The organism is Shewanella mesophila (assembly GCF_019457515.1).
Taxonomy (GTDB): Bacteria; Pseudomonadota; Gammaproteobacteria; order Enterobacterales; family Shewanellaceae; genus Shewanella; species Shewanella mesophila.
On record NZ_CP080421.1, the window covers coordinates 3,506,054 to 3,525,299 of the forward strand.

18 protein-coding genes are annotated in these 19,246 nt (G+C 44.9%); 7 read left to right on the forward strand and 11 right to left on the reverse strand.

The annotated features are described in order from the left end of the window. Positions 1–14 precede the first annotated feature (14 nt). The 3 genes from K0I73_RS15530 (at position 15) to K0I73_RS15540 (ending at position 1,427) form a co-directional block, all read left to right on the forward strand. Positions 15–299 carry a hypothetical protein gene (locus tag K0I73_RS15530; protein ID WP_220061957.1) on the forward strand — a complete coding sequence of 95 codons (285 nt, stop codon included), beginning with the start codon at positions 15–17 and terminating at the stop codon, positions 297–299. Positions 300–462: 163 nt separating this feature from the next. Further along, a complete protein-coding gene (locus tag K0I73_RS15535) occupies positions 463–756 on the forward strand; it encodes a hypothetical protein (protein WP_220061958.1) in 294 nt (97 codons plus the stop codon). A gap of 110 nt (positions 757–866) precedes the next feature. Next, on the forward strand, positions 867–1,427 hold the full coding sequence (locus K0I73_RS15540) for a hypothetical protein (protein ID WP_220061959.1): 561 nt from the start codon (positions 867–869) through the stop codon (positions 1,425–1,427). Between the two features lie 991 nt (positions 1,428–2,418). Here the strand turns inward: K0I73_RS15540 and K0I73_RS15545 are convergent. The 3 genes from K0I73_RS15545 to K0I73_RS15555 are packed head-to-tail and all read right to left on the reverse strand — an operon-like array spanning position 2,419 to position 5,199. Further along, positions 2,419–3,825, reverse strand: coding sequence for a hypothetical protein (locus K0I73_RS15545; RefSeq protein WP_220061960.1), 1,407 nt, complete (start codon positions 3,823–3,825; stop codon positions 2,419–2,421). Between the two features lie 59 nt (positions 3,826–3,884). Beyond that, positions 3,885–4,406 (reverse strand): hypothetical protein, encoded by a 522-nt coding sequence (locus K0I73_RS15550; protein WP_220061961.1) that lies wholly within the window; start codon positions 4,404–4,406, stop codon positions 3,885–3,887. Continuing rightward, a complete protein-coding gene (locus K0I73_RS15555; protein ID WP_220061962.1) occupies positions 4,399–5,199 on the reverse strand; it encodes a winged helix-turn-helix domain-containing protein in 801 nt (266 codons plus the stop codon). Before K0I73_RS15555 ends, K0I73_RS15550 begins: the two co-directional genes overlap by 8 nt. 453 nt (positions 5,200–5,652) lie before the next feature. On the opposite strand from K0I73_RS15555, the gene K0I73_RS15560 reads away from it, so the two are divergent. Together K0I73_RS15560 and K0I73_RS15565 are read left to right on the forward strand one after the other, a co-directional pair. Then, positions 5,653–6,474, forward strand: a complete 822-nt coding sequence (locus K0I73_RS15560; protein WP_220061963.1) for a cytochrome c3 family protein — start codon at positions 5,653–5,655, stop codon at positions 6,472–6,474. A gap of 14 nt (positions 6,475–6,488) precedes the next feature. After that, positions 6,489–7,010 carry a hypothetical protein gene (locus K0I73_RS15565; protein ID WP_220061964.1) on the forward strand — a complete coding sequence of 174 codons (522 nt, stop codon included), beginning with the start codon at positions 6,489–6,491 and terminating at the stop codon, positions 7,008–7,010. Positions 7,011–7,192: 182 nt separating this feature from the next. On the opposite strand, the gene K0I73_RS15570 is transcribed toward K0I73_RS15565, so the two are convergent. The 6 genes from K0I73_RS15570 to tkt form a co-directional block, all read right to left on the reverse strand. Continuing rightward, on the reverse strand, positions 7,193–7,693 hold the full coding sequence (locus tag K0I73_RS15570) for a winged helix-turn-helix domain-containing protein (protein ID WP_220061965.1): 501 nt from the start codon (positions 7,691–7,693) through the stop codon (positions 7,193–7,195). Between the two features lie 243 nt (positions 7,694–7,936). Further along, entirely contained in the window at positions 7,937–8,677 is a 741-nt protein-coding gene (locus K0I73_RS15575) for a DUF481 domain-containing protein (RefSeq protein WP_220061966.1), read from the reverse strand. Positions 8,678–8,958: 281 nt separating this feature from the next. Next, complete coding sequence (fba, locus tag K0I73_RS15580) at positions 8,959–10,023, reverse strand: class II fructose-bisphosphate aldolase (protein ID WP_220061967.1); 1,065 nt, start codon at positions 10,021–10,023, stop codon at positions 8,959–8,961. A 188-nt stretch (positions 10,024–10,211) separates the two neighbouring features. Beyond that, positions 10,212–11,387, reverse strand: a complete 1,176-nt coding sequence (locus tag K0I73_RS15585; RefSeq protein WP_220061968.1) for a phosphoglycerate kinase — start codon at positions 11,385–11,387, stop codon at positions 10,212–10,214. Positions 11,388–11,506: 119 nt separating this feature from the next. Further along, positions 11,507–12,523, reverse strand: a complete 1,017-nt coding sequence (epd, locus tag K0I73_RS15590; RefSeq protein ID WP_220061969.1) for an erythrose-4-phosphate dehydrogenase — start codon at positions 12,521–12,523, stop codon at positions 11,507–11,509. Between the two features lie 139 nt (positions 12,524–12,662). Further along, positions 12,663–14,657, reverse strand: coding sequence for a transketolase (tkt, locus tag K0I73_RS15595; RefSeq protein WP_220061970.1), 1,995 nt, complete (start codon positions 14,655–14,657; stop codon positions 12,663–12,665). 466 nt (positions 14,658–15,123) lie between these two features. Between tkt and metK the strand changes: the two genes are divergently transcribed. Further along, on the forward strand, positions 15,124–16,278 hold the full coding sequence (metK, locus tag K0I73_RS15600; protein WP_220061971.1) for a methionine adenosyltransferase: 1,155 nt from the start codon (positions 15,124–15,126) through the stop codon (positions 16,276–16,278). Positions 16,279–17,056: 778 nt separating this feature from the next. Here the strand turns inward: metK and K0I73_RS15605 are convergent. After that, on the reverse strand, positions 17,057–17,410 hold the full coding sequence (locus K0I73_RS15605; RefSeq protein ID WP_220061972.1) for a hypothetical protein: 354 nt from the start codon (positions 17,408–17,410) through the stop codon (positions 17,057–17,059). Between the two features lie 16 nt (positions 17,411–17,426). Next, positions 17,427–17,975, reverse strand: coding sequence for a GNAT family N-acetyltransferase (locus tag K0I73_RS15610; protein WP_220061973.1), 549 nt, complete (start codon positions 17,973–17,975; stop codon positions 17,427–17,429). Positions 17,976–18,116: 141 nt separating this feature from the next. Between K0I73_RS15610 and K0I73_RS15615 the strand changes: the two genes are divergently transcribed. Further along, complete coding sequence (locus K0I73_RS15615; protein WP_220061974.1) at positions 18,117–19,085, forward strand: GGDEF domain-containing protein; 969 nt, start codon at positions 18,117–18,119, stop codon at positions 19,083–19,085. Positions 19,086–19,246: the final 161 nt, after the last annotated feature.

Consider the following 19,246-nt stretch of genomic DNA (forward strand, 5'->3'; position numbering starts at 1 on the left):
AAGGGGTAGGTAAGATGAGTAAATTGATTGATGCAGGTAAGGAAGTGCTCGGTACTGGACGTGAAGCCAAAGAAAACTTCAATTATGATCAACTAGTAAAAAAGTATGATAAGCATACAGCGGATATGCTCATTTCTAAACAGTTAGAGGCTGGCGATATTACTCTTGGTGAGTTTGATACCTACAAAAAAGTTCGCCGTTTTGTCCATAATGGCGGGTTGAATGTAGCAAAAGCCGTTGACGAAGCAGAAAAGGATGCTGCTTCAACGTCAGAGATCCAAGAAATCTTAGCTTGTTAAACTTATATGGGGCTGGACAATCCCATGTTCCATTTATAACACATAACAAACCAATGCACAGCGACCCAAACCGCTGCGTCGCTTTTGGTACTGCCGCAAGCGGCATCTTACACCAAAATCGCCCCATCAGTTTGGTCGCGTGATTGGGGCGTTATAACTCACTATGAAATTACACATAACTTTATTTATTTTAGCAACATTGGGATGTTCTTTTGGTTCATACTTTTTGGGATATAAAGTTGGTGCCGAAGACGGGGCTAAGTATACAGTTCAGACGTTTGCCAGTGACTCAATATCTCAAATGAACAAACACACACTAATTTTGGAAGCTTTTAAGCAGGAACGGTTGGACTTAGCTAGGGAAGCTGTTGAGTTACTTGTCAAAAATGATAATGAACACAGGAAAAACATTGAGTCAATCGTAGCTAAGGAGTCATTTGACTTTTGCAAGTTATAACAAGCTGCTAAATCCAGATTCACCAAGGCTGTCATGCCATTTGCTGAGCAAATCGCCCGCCAGCACTTGGTTAACTTATTAGCAGGGCGTTAGTGTTCAAGGAGTGAATTTTGGCGACAAGTTTTATAAGCGAGCATTCAGCTGAATTTGTATTGGTTCCGATCATGAAAGCCCTCTTGGAGGAGAGGTTTTCAATTGTTGTACCAATTTTTCCTTGGCTATCACGAGAGTTTGGAAATCAGGCAAAAAGCTCGCACGGATTCTCAGGGTTTCATGTCTTAGCTCTCTTTCCCAGAAGACCAAAGGTCTCTGATGAAGGCGATGTTCTCGTAACAATAAATGGCGAACTATCCGTATACAAAGAAATTGCTCTGAAACATGGAATAACGGTTCTTGCTGGATGCCCTAATGCTACCAACCTCCGGGAATTGGCGACTTGCGATGAGTGTGCATGGATAGATATAGATGGTTATTACGATTACTTGGAAAATATTAATTGTCTAGGTGGTAAGCGATTAACTGATAAAGATGTTATTGCTTGTGTATCAAGGGGAGAAGTCCATACCATGGAGAGTCTTGAGGAGTTTATCCGGGAAACTCGTTATGTGTTGCCGGCTGGTTTCTTTGGTATGCGATATAAACCAATATATTTTTTGGTGGAAGAACACTAACAATCGGCACCAGGTTCAGCCACTTCTTGGCTTGGACCTCCGTTCCGTTGGCACTTTTGTGTGGTCGGTTACCACACAAAATCACCAACTACACTCCGGCCCCTGTGCCGGGCGTTAGCCATAGAAATATTAATCTTAAACTCACATAGTAGAGCAAAAATCCTAACGCAGAAATGTCCAAAAACGATTTAACTTTTGATTGCCCGAGTGATATCCGTAAGGCTAAATCGAAGAGATAAAATGACCCCGTGTAGATGCGGCTGCGGACGTTGATGGCAGGGATGCCATCGTCGAGCCTCCACGGATAGATTCACGGCGTGTAGCAGCAGTATCTGCACATTCCTCGCCGGACAGTCGATTAGTTACAGTGAAGATACAAATTTCAAAGACACTCTGCCAACACTAATTCAGCCAAATGTTAAACCACAAAAATGCCAACCTTCATTCGAAGGCCAACAAACTTTTGTCCAAAAACAATTTAGCTTTTGATTGTCCGAGTTCCAACCTTAAGGTCAAATCGAAGAGATTAAGAATTAGGTGTAGGTGCGGCTGAGGCCTTCGATTTCAGGGATGAAATCGCAGAGCGCCCAGGGACGGGTTTACAGCGTGCCGAGGAAGTACCTGCACGAAAGGCCTGCTGCAGGCAATTGGTTGCCATAATGGTTAGCGCTACCATCAATAAATAAAAACTAACTCGACTAAATGCTACAAGCCAAAAATGCCTGCTTCTTCATTCGAAGGCAAAGTTATTTTGTCCAAAACAATTTAACTTTTGACTGTCCGAGTGATACCAGTAAGGCCAAATCGAAGAGATGAAATAACCACCTGTAGATACGGCTGAGGGTATCGAAAACATGGCCGAAAATGTTCCCGACATTCGTATATCCATATACATCACCGCCGCAGGCTTTTAACTACGACGAAGATTCGATTTCAAACACAGGTAATTGGCACCCAATCAAGCGGTGATTCACTGGCAGCATTGGCTAGCCTAGGCTTCATCTTCTTGCTCTCCCCCTATGGGCTCGACACCATCGGGTAACTGGCTTTCAGTCACTTCAACTATGGTTGAGCGGTTCATGGTGATCTTGTAACGCGCAAATTGCGGCGGATTGCGCCCTTCACGTAACATCAACAACAGGTTGACTTGATAACGACGTTCTACCGAATCATTACTGATCTTGCCATCGCTCTCTTTGTAGATCTTAGCCTTACCTCTTTCAAGGTAGCGTGCAAATGGAGCCAGACTGAAGTTCACCTGCTCTTGAATCGTCGAGTAACCCGCTAAAAAGTCTTTCTGCGATATACGCGAGCTAATGCCATAGTGCAGAATATCCGCATCAACCTTATTTTGGCTGTGGCGGCGATTTAAAATTTCATTGATCCCATCAGGCAGATCTTTGGTTTTGATAAAATCGAGCCAAACCAATTGGCGACCAATGATCGCTTGGCTGGTCGTATCACGAAGGATACGGCTCCAACGAGGCCGCCCTTTCTGGATCACCCGCCATAGGGCGTTACGAATATCTTCTTTAAAGATTTCACGAAAACCATAGATCACCGCTAAGGTCAGCACCAGTGACAGGGTTAGGCCACTGAATACACCTTGCGCCTTAATAATGAGCGCAGAGACCACCAACATGACAAAACCTGTGGCAACACCGGTTGTGAGTTTTTTTAACCCCACACCCAGCGTTTTAAGTTCCTCTTTAAGCACAACCCCTTGCTGAATAAGACGGCGCAACAGCAGCATCTTATTTGAAATGCGGTTAGGATCATCTTTGGTCTGTGATGAGTTATAGTTCTTACTCTCGCGGTAGTTTTTCTCGCTGCGACAGAGGGCTATCACCTCCTCCACGATTTCACTGTAATCGCTGCTGCGAGGAGCGTGTGACATTAACTTCAACAATCGCTGCTCACAAAACCAAGATAGATAATTATCCGAGTTTTCGAAATAGTGTTTCCACTTGGGATCGCTTGGCTCGTTACGACGAAACTTTTTCAGTAGTTGCGTCACAATCTCACTCAACTCCTTAAGCGCGGCGTAGAACTTGTCGGCATCCTCAATCTGCGCCAACTCTTTACTGTCGGTCTCAATTGCCACCGCAAATTGATAGGCAAACAGGTTGAGATACAGCCTAAACTCCTCAACGGTTCGCTTATTTTGGCTAATGAAACGCCCTTGAACTAAAGGAAGATGTAAGCCTGAAGAGTAATAGGAACGCCGACCCGCAATAGCGGCAAAGTAATACTCCTCTTCATCTAGGCTTTGGGCATTAATGCCCATCTCTTTAGGCAAGAAAAAATAGAGATCGAGTCGCCTATGATCACCCACCTTCATCTGATGGGTAAATTTTATCGACAGTGATTCTTCCTGCTTAACGTAGATCTTAGACACAGAGCCTCATAGACATTTAAATATCAGTAAGTTACAACTGGATTATAGTCGAACATATCTTAGTGGACTAGACGGCAACCACAAACTGTATTGCTGGGTTGGAATAGCACGACCGCATAATCCATGTGTGGATCAAGCTCTAAGGGTTCGATGGATAGATTATGCATCCCTTTGCTGTCTAAGTTAAAGGAACTGATATAAGAAAGATACTGCATATGTCTAGGTAACTGCGAGTCTTGATTATCGTTACTCTCCTCTTTGGTATCAACTGAGAAATTATAACGATTAGCCTGCTTATCAAAGTCAACCAGCTTACCTTGCATGCGAATGGTCCCTGCTGAGGTACCGTCAAGATTGAAGTATCGATAATTAATCTGGGCCTGCTGTTTCTTAGCCATAATATCGACCAACAAATAATGTTGCCCAGCGCCTTCCCCCGTATCGGCAGTATCAAATAGCTCTGAACTGCAACTCAGCATTAAAGTTTGTGATGGATTGAGATAGCGGTAGCTCACAGTAATACTCACGGCGAGTAACATTAGCACCAACAGATTAATGCCCCACAAGACCTTTCTATTCACAAAGCGACACCTCAGTTAACCATCTATCAGAGACAAAAGATTTTTGTTGTCGATAATCGGTCAGCTTCAGATTTCTTACCAAAGATTGGCCCAACTTTTCTCCACGCATGGTGATATTAAACACCTGCTTATCATGGGATAGAGAGAGATAAACCTGCTGCCAAGACGATGTTTTACATTGAGCAAAGCCTCTGGCTAATCTCGAAGATAAAGTGACTAACGAAGTATTGTTGGTTTTTGATTTTGCGTAACTAATAAAGGTGATTTTCTGACCAGAATCAAGGGTAATACTATGGGTACTGTAGGGTGCACTATGATGGACTACGGCTTGGGCCGCTAGGATCCATTGCACCGAAACCAGTACGAATAACACCAAGACTAATACACCGACCCAGGCTTTTAACACACGATGATGCTGACCAAATAAGTATGTGATCATGGCATTATAATTGGCTTTTAATTCACGGAACCGAGTGTGTTGATTTGACTCGGACACATACTTATCGATGTGCAATCGATAGCCCTTGCCTTTCACCGTTTCAATCATCTGCTCATGCAGAGGCCCTAAAAACGAGCGCAACATAAAGACCGCACGGGTGACCGAGGAATCGCTCAATGCTGAGTACTCTTCATCACCGGCGCCTAATATCTGCTTGGCAACGACTTTATTTTGATTATCAATGAGCAATGACAATACCTGCAGCTCGGCACGCGGCAGATGCCACTGTTCACCGCTCACTTGATTAGTCAATAAACCGCGCTGCCTATCAAATAGACAATCACCTAATAGCATGTATCGATCCGTTAATCATTTACCCGATAAGCATATTCAAAAGGATAAATAATTTCTGTGATCGCCTCTATCTCCTTAAAACTCATATGGGAATTAGCGCAAATTGACCAAGAACACTCACGATGTTGTGACAAAAATCACATTATTTATCTAGCAAATCATTCAACGAATGCTAGCTTCACGCCCCCCGAATTAACATGAAGGCAACAAATAAGGCGATCGCCATCACAAGTCAATCGAACAATAAGATTAGCAAAACTCGATAATTAGCATCAACACGATTAATCTGCTGATCAATTAAACAAGTCTTCATTAGAAAAATACGGTTTGGATTCATCAGGCTGGCATCACACTATTTGCAATCCTCTCCTCCCACAATGGCCTCAAGTTTCAAGGAGCGAACGATTTCGCACCGACAATAAAAATAACACCTATCCATGTGAGGAAATTTTCATGACTATCAATAGACGCCAAGCACTGACCAAAATCATTGGTATTAGCACCGCTGCTGCGGGAGCCACCTTAATGGGAACTTCGGCTTTTGCTGCGACAGATGAAGAGGGTAACTACAAACTAGCACTGGGTGAAAAGCTTAAATATGCAAAGCTAGATCCTATGGCGACGGCAAAGCTTGCCTATGAGACGGGTGGCGGATGTATGCACCAAGTGTTTCACGCTTTAGTCACTATGCTAGCCCAATCTGACAGTGCCGATGCAGCCAAATTTGCCACAATCCCAACCGCCCTTGCAGGCTATGGTTGGGCTGGTATCGTGGGTCAAGGCACCGTCTGTGGTAATAACAATGCCACTGGTATGTTGGTCAACATCTTAGATGATATCAATGGCCAAAATTCAGCCGTGATCGGTGCTTCTTTCCGCTACTATGAAAACACAGAACTGCCTCTCTCTAGTGATGAATTTGTTGCGGGCATAGGTTCGACAGCAGAAAAAACGGCGCTAGTTGGTAAGTCTTCTGTGGCCAACAGCATTCTTTGCCACTCTTCAATCAGTAACTGGTCTAAAGCATCTGGCTTCACCTTTAGCCAGAAAGGTGAACGTTGTAAACGTCTGTCAGCCTCTATCGCTTATCACGTAGTAGAGCTACTTAACCGCGCCCATGACGGTGAAGACCTATCTGTACTTCCAGAATCTAAGCCATCGAGCGAAGCACAGACCTGTCAAAGCTGTCATGGCGTAGATTCCACAATGGGTAGCGCCGCCAGCGTGAAAGCGGACATGGAATGTACGACTTGCCATACCGGACACTTTAACTAAGTAAGGAGCTAGTCATGAACGATAAATTAATGACCAGCCTATTGGCGACACTGCTGCTCTGTGGTGGTTGTGGTAGTGATGACAATGACACTGAAGTGCCACCTGTTGTCACGCCACCTCCTGTAGCCGATAGTGTTGATGCCAATGAAGCATTAGCGATTAACCTTTCACTGGCTGAGTTTGATGGGGCCAGTGGGGCGCTGAGTTTTACCCTTGAAGATGATGCGGCCTTAGCAATAACCAATGCTAAAGATTACAAAATCACCTATTTTGGCTTCCCCGCTGAAGGTGCTGCTTCCAGTAATGCAAAAGCATGGAAGCGTTGGCACGTAACACAAAGCTTTGAATGCGATAGTAGCGCCGGCGAATGCGAAGGCGTACTCGTGGAGTCAGAAAAAGGCACTTATAGCTTTGAGGCTCCAGGCTTAGATTGGGACCAAAATACCGCCAATGGATCGGTGCAACAGTATAAAGTTGCCATTGAAATCAAAGGAGCGATGGCAAACAACGAGATAGTATTGCTTCCATCAACCTAACCACTGCACTACTTTGAGGGCTAATATCCAAAATATTAGCCCTCTTTTTTTGACTCAGCCACATTGAAACAACAGCAGACATAACATCAGTAAGTGCAGAATCGCTAACTCATCTAAGGCAAGTAGATATAAGACTATTCAGTGTCAGACTATTCAGGGTAAAACTTGGCAGTATAAGGTGATTATTCACCAGTATCCCACATAGGCATATCGACTAACTCTTGGTTTGATCCGGGTCTAACCATCTCATTAAATATAGAGGTATCATAGGATGGTTCGAAAAACGAATACAGGAGTAACAGAAGCAATATAAGCTGAGATATCAGTAAGGTATATTGCTGCAGTGAAATGCTTTTTCCAGGGAGCCCCATTGAAAATCGCGAAGAACGTCTTATATTATCATGGAGGATAAAGCCCTGACCGTCGATAGACTCGATCAAAAGTGCACTCGGTTCCCCGAGAAAAAACGTTATTCGCTCAAACGCTTCCCTTAATCGCTCGATACTAGCTTCATCTTCTGCAATACAAGCCAGTAGTTGGTTATTAGACAACACTTGACCACGATGCTCAGCCAATTGCTTCAACACAGAAAACTCCGCATTAGGCATCATCCAACTTGTTTCATTTTCATGATTTGACAATTGTGCTTGAGACATATCAAACCAACAACTACCAATTTGCATACTAGGTCTCTCACCAATGACAATAATTCATTGTAACCTTAGTCAAATCGGGAATCTGTGATGCTTCACATTAGGTTTTAAAAATTTTCGGCTTTCGTGACCACAAGCACGTAAGTCATTAATAAAATGGAACAAATGATACAGAATGATACAGTACTGCGTAAAATAAGACGCTCAATCCCCATCGACTTACAATTGATATAAAAAAAGCGCCTATCAGGCGCTTTTTTTATACAAAATGACTTAGAAAGAATACAGCAAAGTCATGTTAGTTTCGGTATCTGTACTCTTTTTATCGTCGGCAGGTTCGCTGTTGTAACGCACAACGACCGCAAATTTCATGGCTAGTGCCCCGATAATATTTGCAGTAATCGATGTTTCAGAGCGTCCCTCTAAACTATCACCATAATCGGCAACAAAAAGCTGCTTAAACTTAGAGCTGTCGGTAATCTCGGTTTCAAAATTCATCACGCCGTGAGCAACCCAGCTCTCCTCTGTATCATAACCCGCAGCGAGTGCGCTGGCATCATCGAGACGCTTATACTGGTAACCAGGACCGACTTCAACAGCAAAAAGTGTCTTACCTGTATCTACAAACTTGTGGCCATAACCCGCTGAAACTGTGGACTTAGAATCGAAACCCGTAAAAGGATCGATTTCATGGTTGCCGTTAGCAAAGACGTAGTTTACATCGCTTAGTTTATAGTTACCTTGGATCAAGCCGTAGTAACGCTTACCAGTTTCTTCACCACTATCTTCCTTATATAAGGCCTCGAGTAGATACTGGTTTTCCCAATTACCAAGCTCATGCTTCATATCTAAACGGCCTTTTAATGAGGTCGTTTCTGTGTTGCCCGTCGTGATGGTCGCACCAAGTTCAGCATCCGCAGCGAAGGTTTTATCACCTTTAACGAAATCAGCACCTGCGTGAGCAGCGAACGGAGTCGCTAACAAAATAGCGGTAGCTGTTAGCAATTTTTTCATTGTCATGTTACCTATCTTATCCAAGTCCCTTAAAAATTGGCGCAATATTAACATCCAGCACGCAGAAATGAAAATTGACCTTGCACTATGGCATATTTCGACTAGCAGATTAGGGCGATACGAGTCGTAGTTTCGAATTTTTAGCGAATTAAAGACTCATAGTTTGATAGTAAGAAGGAAGCTTTCTGGAATATTGCGCCGCAGCCAAATGCTTTAGGCAATATTATTGCCATAAAAAAAGCCCACTTGCGTGGGCTTTTAACATCTAGAGGAAAACTAGATTAGTTAACCTGTGGATCTAACTCACCAGACTGATAAGCCTTATACATGGCTTGCAGTGACTTAGGCTTAATCTTAGATCCCATGCCCGCACAACCGAATGCTTCATAGCGCGTGGTACAGATATCGGCCATCGCTTCCATCGACGCTTTAAGGAATTTACGTGGGTCGAACTCGCTTGGGTTTTCAGCCAAGAACTTACGCACAGCGCCTGTCGATGCTAGACGTAAGTCAGTATCGATATTCACTTTACGTACGCCGTGCTTAATACCTTCAACGATCTCTTCGAGCGGTACACCGTATGTTTCAGGGATAGCACCACCATATTGGTTGATGATCTCAAGCCATTCTTGCGGTACTGAAGATGAACCGTGCATCACTAAGTGAGTGTTGGGAATACGTGCGTGGATCTCTTTAATACGGTCGATACGCAGTACATCACCGGTAGGCTTACGGCTAAACTTATACGCGCCATGGCTAGTACCTATTGCAATGGCTAAGGCATCTACATGGGTATCACGTACAAAGCGCGCCGCTTCTTCCGGCGTGGTCAGTAGTTGGTCATGACTGAGAACACCTTCAGCACCTACACCATCTTCTTCACCCGCCATACCCGTTTCTAGGCTACCTAGACAACCGATTTCACCTTCAACCGACACACCACAAGCATGAGCGAAAGCCACGGTTTTACGGGTCACATCTACGTTGTATTCATATGATGCAGGTGTCTTACCATCGGCCATCAATGAACCATCCATCATGACTGACGACATACCAAGCTGAATAGAGCGCTGACAGATATCAGGGTCTGTGCCATGATCTTGGTGAATACAAACTGGAATATCAGGGTACTGCTCAAGCGCTGCGGCCATTAGATATTTAAGGAACTGAGGACGCGCATACTTACGTGCACCCGCAGACGCCTGAACGATAACAGGGCTGTCTGTTGCTTCAGCAGCTTGCATAATCGCGCGCATCTGCTCTAGGTTGTTCACGTTAAAAGCTGGAACGCCATAACCATGTTCTGCAGCATGATCTAGCATTTGACGTAGGGAAATTAAGGCCATTTTTTACTCCAATAATAGGGTGATAAGTTAATTTCTTTGATTAACTTAAGTCACCGAGGTCACTATCGTTTGGACAGATTTTTATACTGAAGATAACCACTTAAATCCTGTTAGTGGTTATCGACAGCGGTTTTTTTTATAATATTAGTTATTCGTTTTACTTATTCAATCACGGCTAGGAGTAACAGTTATTCGCCACGGCTCTCTAGCATAGCGACGGCAGGAAGCTCTTTACCTTCAAGGAACTCAAGGAAAGCACCGCCGCCGGTTGAAATGTAAGATACCTTGTCGGCAATACCGTATTTATCGACGGCCGCCAGTGTGTCACCACCGCCCGCAATAGAGAATGCCGATGAGTCAGCGATCGCTTGAGCGATACGCTTAGTGCCTTCGCCAAACTGGTCGAACTCAAACACCCCCACAGGACCGTTCCATACAATAGTGCCAGCATTTTTAAGGATCTCGGCAAGTGCCTCTGCACTATCAGGGCCGATATCAAAGATCATGTCTTCGCTTGATACCGCGCTGACATCTTTCAATGTCGCCGCCGCTGTTGGGCTAAATTCACCAGCAACCACCACATCAGTAGGCACAGGGATATCACCGCCACGACTTTGGGCATTGGCAACAAGACGCTTAGCTTCCTCAATTAAGTCTGCTTCATACAATGACTTGCCCACTTCGTGACCAGCTGCAGCAATAAAGGTATTGGCAATACCACCACCCACAACGAGCTGATCGACGATGCCTGATAGGCTTTCGAGTACAGTCAACTTAGTAGATACTTTTGAACCACCAACAATCGCCACTAATGGACGCGCAGGGTTATCCATCGCTTTGCCTAATGCAGCTAATTCGCCACTCAGCAACGGGCCTGCACACGCGATAGGTGCATATAAGCCTACGCCATGAGTAGACGCTTGAGCACGATGAGCGGTGCCAAACGCGTCCATTACATAGACATCACACAATGCAGCTAGCTTTTTAGACAGTGCTTCATCGTTTTTCTTTTCACCAACATTGAAGCGAACGTTTTCAAACACAACCACTTCACCGACATTTGCATCGACGCCGTCAAGGTAATCACTTGCAAGACGCACAGGACAATCGAGCGCGTTTGCGAGGTAATCAACCACAGGTTGCAATGAAAACTCAGCATTAAATTCACCTTCAGTTGGACGACCTAGGTGAGACATCACCATTACCGCTGCGCCTTTTTCAAGGGCAAGCTTAATGGTAGGCAATGCGGCACGCAGACGCGCATCACTGGTGACCACACCATCACTGACGGGAACATTCAGATCTTCACGAATAAGCACACGCTTACCTTGGAGATCTAACGCTGACATATTGATAATAGCCATTTTACGCTTCCTTAAGATTTAAAGTTAAAAGACAAAAGTTAAAATTTTTTAGGTTCACTTTGGGGACAGAACACCTAAGTGAACTTGGCTGACGGCTCGGCCATCAGCCTAAATAGTTATTAAGCTCTTACCGCTTTGACCATCTCTAAGCTAGTGTCGAGCATACGGTTGGCAAAACCCCACTCATTATCACACCACAATAATAGCTTAACCAAATGGCCAGCACTGACCCGAGTCTGGGTGCCATCGACAATACTAGAGCGAGGATCATGGTTAAAATCACAAGAGACTAACGGTGCATTAGTATAGCCTACAACCCCTTGGTATGAGCCATTAGCTGCTTGAGAGAGTACTTGGTTCACTGTCTCGATATCGACACGTTTATCTAAGGTCACCGATAAGTCAATTGCGGTCACGTTTATTGTCGGTACGCGCACAGAAATCGCCTCAAATTTATCTTTCATCTCAGGCAATATACGCTCAATCCCGCGAGCCAACTTAGTATCGACAGGGATAATGGACTGACCTGCCGCCCGGGTGCGCCTCAGATCATCATGATATGCGTCGATGACTTGTTGGTCATTCATTGCTGAGTGGATAGTGGTGATCGCCCCACTTTTAACCAGGAAGGCTCTATCGAGCACCTGAATAATCGGCACCAGACAGTTGGTGGTACAGGATGCATTAGAAACGACTGAGTGCTCGGCTTTCAAGTCATCATGATTAACGCCATAGACAATCGTGGCGTCGACATCGCTTGATGATGGGTGGCTGATCAATACTTGTTTAGCCCCTGCTTTCAGGTGCGCCTCACAAGCTTGCCTGTCGATTAAGACGCCCGTTGCTTCATAGACAATATCGATTCCCATTTCTGCCCAAGGCAGCTTTTCTGCATCGGCTTCATGAAGCAAAGTAATATGATCGTCGCCGACAGTTAATACATTATCATTGAGTGACGTCGGAGATTGAAAACGACCATGAGTGGTATCGTATTGAGTCAAATGTAACATGGCTTCTGGATTAGCAAGCTCATTGATGGCGACAATCTGAATTCGATCACGCTTACCCGATTCATAAAGGGCACGAAGAATTGAACGACCAATACGGCCATATCCATTAATAGCAACTCTAATCATTAAGCGCTTTGACTCCTCAAACCATCCCCGTAAGGGCAGACTTTTGATGCGACAACGGCTTATCTAATATTGCTATCAGATAAGCCGCTCCATCAGGCATTAGTTCTACAAAACCCAATGCCTCGACTACTGCTAACGCTTAAAATAAGCCGTTAACGGTAGCGACTACGTTATCAACGGTGAAGCCGAAATGTTTCATCAGTTCGCCACCAGGTGCAGACTCACCAAAGGTAGTCATGCCTACAACAGCGCCGTCGAAACCAACATACTTGTGCCAGAAATCAACATGTGCCGCTTCAATCGCAACACGCTTAGTCACAGCGCGTGGCAGTACTGACTCTTTGTATGCGGCATCTTGCGCATCGAAAGCATTGGTCGATGGCATAGATACTACACGAACTTGCTTACCTTGTTCTGTTAGGGCTGCTGCAGAATCAAGCGCGAGTTGCACTTCGCTCCCCGTCGCAATCAAGATCAGATCAGGCGTACCAGCACAATCACTCAGTACATAACCACCTTTAATGACGTTAGCTAACTGCTCTTCGGTACGCGCTTGAGCAGGTAGATTTTGACGGCTAAAGATAAGTGACGTTGGCGCATCACGACGTTCAATCGCATTTTTCCACGATACCGCGGTTTCAGCCGCATCACATGGACGCCATACCATCATGTTAGGGGTCATGCGTAGGTTCGCAAGCTGCTCAACAGGTTGGTGAGTTGGACCATCTTCACCTTGACCGATAGAGTCATGGGTATAAACGAAGATATTTTGAATACCCATCAAGGCAGACATACGCACTGCGTTACGGGCATACTCCATAAACATCATAAAGGTCGCGCCGTAGTTGATGAAACCACCGTGCAAAGAGACACCATTCATGATACCGCTCATACCGAATTCACGTACACCGTAATAGATGTAGTTACCCGCTGGATCGTCTTGAATACCTTTAGAGCCTGACCATAGGGTCAGGTTAGAACCCGCAAGGTCAGCAGAGCCGCCTAGAAGTTCTGGCAACATAGCGCCAAAGGCACCAATGGCGTTTTGTGACGCTTTACGGCTGGCAATGCCTTCGCCTTTCTCTTGACACTCTTTAATGAAGGCCTGTGCTTTGGCTTCAAAGTCCGCGGGTAATTCACCATCGATAACGCGGCGCTTATATTCGACAGCAAGCTCTGGATAGGCTTCGGCATATGCTGCGAGTTTGCCATTCCAGTTAGCTTCATTGGTTGCACCGGTATCTTTTGCATCCCAACCTGCATAAACGTTGTCAGGGATCTCAAATGCAGCGTGATCCCAGCCAAGGAATTCACGTGCCGCCGCGATTTCAGCATCACCCAGTGGTGCGCCGTGACAGTCGTGGCTGCCAGACTTGTTAGGTGAACCAAAACCAATGGTGGTTTTACAGCAGATCATGCTTGGCTTATCGGTAACCGATTTAGCTTCTTCGATTGCCGCGCGGATAGCGTCGCTATCGTGGCCATCAACATTAGCAATCACGTGCCAGCCGTATGACTCAAAACGCTTAGGTGTGTCGTCGGTGAACCAGCCTTCAACGTGACCATCGATAGAGATACCGTTGTCATCCCAGAACGCAACCAACTTACCAAGACCTAAGGTCCCTGCTAGTGAGCAGGCTTCGTGAGAGATACCTTCCATCAAACAGCCATCGCCTAGGAAGCAGTAAGTGAAGTGATCCACAATGTCATGACCTGGACGGTTAAACTGCGCCGCCAAGGTCTTTTCAGCAATCGCCATACCCACAGCATTGCTGATTCCAGCACCAAGCGGGCCTGTAGTCGTTTCAACACCAGGTGTATAACCATATTCAGGGTGACCTGGCGTTTTAGAGTGTAGTTGACGGAAGTTTTGTAACTCTTCAATCGGCAATGCGTAGCCAGTAAGGTGCAGCAAAGAGTAAATCAGCATAGAACCATGACCGTTTGACAGAATAAAACGATCGCGATCAGCCCACTCAGGGTTGTTTGGGTTGTGCTTAAGGAAGTCATTCCAAAGCACTTCAGCGATATCAGCCATTCCCATTGGGGCACCTGGGTGACCAGAATTGGCTTTTTGAACGGCATCCATAGTTAAAGCGCGAATGGCGTTTGCGAGTTCTTTACGAGATGACATGCTCTCTCCTGCTGATAGTTGGGGATTTTGCGGGCAATTGTGGACGCATATTTTCCCCTACTAGGCGGTGGGACGCAAATAAAAATCACCATTTGATGCAGATTAAACCGATATTACTGCCGATAGGCGTATTTACCTCGTCTACCCTAGGGCTTGTTGCGAGCTAAATTGAAATATTACGCTGCCTATATTGCAGTCAAATCAAGCGGACAGTGACAATAACCAAGCTTAACGCTAGATTTTCTAGCCTCTGTCATGGTCTATCACCTTGAAAAAATATTCATAATAAACAATAAAATAAAATCACCCACTCATTTATATAATGTGACCCATTAGAAAATTTACTGGGCTTTACAGCACAATTTTTATCGAAAAGGGTGTTATCCATTCTGTTTTCCACTAAAATAGCCGTCTAGATGTAGATACTTCTACACATTCAAATTGTTTAGACACGAGATTTTCCAATATGGCAAAGCACTTGTTCACCTCTGAGTCGGTCTCAGAAGGTCATCCAGATAAAATCGCCGATCAAATTTCTGATGCGGTACTCGACGCGATCTTAGAGCAAGATCCTAAAGCTCGTGTTGCGTGTGAAACATACGTAAAAACCGGCATGGTAATGGTAGGTGGAGAAGTAACCACTTCAGCATGGGTTGATATCGAAGAGATCACCCGTAAAACCGTGCGTGACATTGGTTATACTCACTCAGATATGGGCTTTGATGCCGATTCTTGTGCCGTGCTAAATGCCATTGGTAAACAGTCTCCCGATATCAACCAAGGTGTTGATCGCGCCGATCCTAAAGAGCAAGGTGCTGGTGACCAAGGGCTAATGTTTGGCTATGCCAACAACGAAACCGACGTTTTGATGCCAGCCCCTATCACATACTCGCACAAGCTAGTGAAACGTCAATCTGAAGTTCGTAAAGACAAAACCCTTCCATGGTTGCGTCCCGATGCAAAAAGTCAGGTGACTTTTGCCTATAACAGCGATGGCAGCATAGCGGGTATCGACGCAGTGGTATTGTCTACTCAACATTGTGACAGCGTAAGCCAAGCGGATCTGATTGAAGGCGTGATGGAAACCATCATTAAGCCTGTGTTGCCAGCTAAATGGTTAACTAAAGATACTAAATACTTCATTAACCCAACAGGCCGTTTTGTTATCGGTGGTCCAGTTGGCGACTGTGGACTAACGGGTCGTAAGATCATCGTTGATACCTACGGCGGTATGGCCCGTCACGGTGGTGGAGCTTTCTCTGGTAAAGACCCATCGAAAGTTGACCGCAGTGCGGCTTATGCAGCGCGTTATGTTGCTAAGAACATTGTTGCAGCAGGTCTTGCCGATCGCTGTGAGATCCAAGTTTCTTACGCCATCGGTGTAGCAGAACCTACGTCAATCAGCGTTGAAACCTTCGGCACGGGTAAAGTCTCTGAAGAAGTAATGATTAAGCTTGTTCGTCAACATTTCGACCTGCGCCCATACGGCCTCACTGAGATGCTAGATTTAGCTCGCCCAATCTATCAAGCGACCGCAGCTTATGGTCACTTTGGTCGTAACGAGTTCCCGTGGGAGCGCACCGACAAAGTTGAAGCACTTCGCGCAGACGCTAAGTTGTAATTAGCGTCGATAATAAAAAACCGCCTACATGGCGGTTTTTTTGTATTGATACCTTACCTTCATTAAATTAGTACCCATCAATCAGGGTTAACAGCTTGCCTGGTTTTACACAACTAATACCAATCAGTATAAAGATGTGATCGCCCAGCGAGAATTTAGCGCTTATGAGGCAAGGCCCTTAATTGCTCCCCCGCTCTAGCATCCTCGGTAACCGCTCCAAGCGTTACCCTATCGCCTAAATCCATATAGTCGTGCATTAAGGGCATTCACAACATCTGACGTCCAGAGATGGAGGAAATGTCTTAAGTATGTCGGCAACATGCAAGACCCTGTTGATTGCAACGAGTGAAGAGCATAGCTGTTCTTGGGCCTGTTGAACCTTCAAGGTTATTTTTGCAGCGAGTTGTTGGGTATTTATACAAGTAAAGAAGCTATGTGATGTAGTTATTCTACATAAGAAGCTGAGAACACAGTAGAAATGACCAACAAATGCTGCCCGAAGGGTTCGGCTAAAAACGTTTTACTCTTTGTTAAGTGAATTTTGCTTAGATCACTATACTGCAATCCACTCGCCTCGATTAATACGTTTTTGTCTCGAACAAAATTCAACCAGAAAAGAGCAACAGGCCCTAGGGACAAACTCGTTAACACAGCATCGAAAGCGCTAAAACTCACCTGTTAGGTGTGTTTTTCTTCCTACTTCTCAGCACACTTAAGGTACCAAACAATCTCATCATATCAATTGCCCATTCCTACCCAGTCGCTATGAGTGACTATATTAACAATGGTCAAAATGGCTGTATTCCATACACATAAAAGAAACTTGCTGTAACGTTAGTGTCGGAACGGCAACCTTTCGAGCAGTCTCTATTGCTTGTTGTGATGGCGGTAATACCTGTTCAATACTGGCACTGTAATCGTTGGTCCATCCACAATCGAACCAGTTACCTTGCCAATTCACATAATAGCCATTACGTGTTTCGCCTCCCTCTTTTATACGAGGTAGTTCAAGGCAATCACACCCTTCACCAAGCTCGTTTAATAAAGCCCTTATCAACTTCATATTGTCAAAGGCGCTTAAACTGAACTCTTCATAGGGTTGTAACAGTGTACTTAAATTTATCGACTTCATTGTTTTCCCCAAAAGCCTAAGCCTCATTGGCCGTAGCGAGCAGGTAGTAATCCCTACCGTCGAAACCGAAAAAGTCGACAACCTGCATAGAAGCCTTACGCGTATGTGCGGCAAAAGAGCGTTCATTATCCTCAGAGATAAAAGTCAGCATATAAGGATATTGCTGTTTTACCGCGAGTTTCAGCTCGGCCACCATAGCTTCAAATAGTCCTTGGCCACGGTGGTTAGGGCTTATCCAGATTGGCCCATACTGACAACAATTGGCTTTGGTCAAGGTTCGCCCTCCAATCTGATGCTCACCTAAACGAGTTAACAGGCGGCGATATATGGGCCAAGATTCGAAAAAGGACCATTTCCCCGCCATAACATAACCAACAATCTTGCCCTCAACTTCAGCGATAACGATCCAATGTTGCTCGACAAGTGTTGTTATATCCTGTTTGGAAAAAGCCTGCCCTTGCATGGTTCCACCGCGCTGAGATGGCTCAAGCTCGGCTTCGAGTTGAGACTGTTCCAGCTGCGCGATAGCTTGCACATCTGCCAGTATTGCTTGTCTTATTTCCATCAAATTTCTCAAAATTAAATCGACTCTAGGTTAATTGCGCTTAAAACAGATAAAGCAATGAAAAACCAGCGTTGATATTTGCTAAAAGCCGATTTGGCAACCACAATTAACCTACTTTTAACATTGAAGGTCACTGCTCTTATGCTGCCTGAAAACATCCACACTGGCGTTAGTATACTTGAAAACGATAATGCACAGATAAACTTAGTCCGTTGGATGCATCAATGTGAGCTGATGAAACGCTACTATCAAGCGGATGTCGCCTTTGTGGTTCAGAAAACCGACTTAGGTTTTGAGGTGATAGTCAGCTCTATCAACGACACCCGAAAATATCTGTCTGGCACTGTCTATAGTGACAAAATAGACCTATTTAACCGATTATCAAGCAGTCAGCCTGATGGCATTAACCTAGAGTTATCAAGTAACACCATGGTATTGCCCGATGACCTCGCCTCGGTGACCAACATTTTATCACGTCCAATTCTCTGGCCTGACGGCAGCATTTTCGGTTGCCTATGTGTGCTCAACACTGCCGATGATGGCACACCAGGGATCAACTCTTTCATGCTTGAACCTTTCCAAATCTTGCTGCAGCAAGATTTAGCCTTGCTATGCCAGAGTCAAAGGATCGAGTCGCTATCTATGCGTGACCGTGAAACGGGTATGCTCAATCACTATGGTTTCATCATGATGGCACCAAGGCAGTTGAACCTTGGACGCCGCTTTGGTGCCCATGCAGGCATTCTCTTTTTTGAGTTGTATCCTACGCCTCCTAGGCTTGAGGCCATTGAAGATAAACACATAAGACTGCTGGGAAATATCATCCAAGATACCATCCGCACTGCAGACATCGCCGCTCACTATAGTAAAGCCCAGTTTGTTGTTTTAGTCTTTATCGACTCTGAGCGAGACCTGCCCCACATAGGAAAACGTGTAGAAAAACTACTGAATCAACAAAATGATCAGCTACAACTCGACTGTGGATATGCCTTCTTCGCACCAGAATCCAGTGCTAAGTTAGCGCCCATGCTAGAGAAAGCAAAGAGTCAATTACGCTCTCAAAAATCGACCCAAGAAATAATCGAAACAGGTGAAACCACGAAGAGCTAAGATGATGACTCGATATAATCAAGCTTGATACACAAATGTGGTGAATTCTACAGAGTTAGCAATGAAGGTTCAGACAAAAAGCAGACAATGATCTCAAAAGTAAAGTTTACATTCTCACAACAATTGAATTTTGGTTATGATATGACCAGTATGGATTGTTG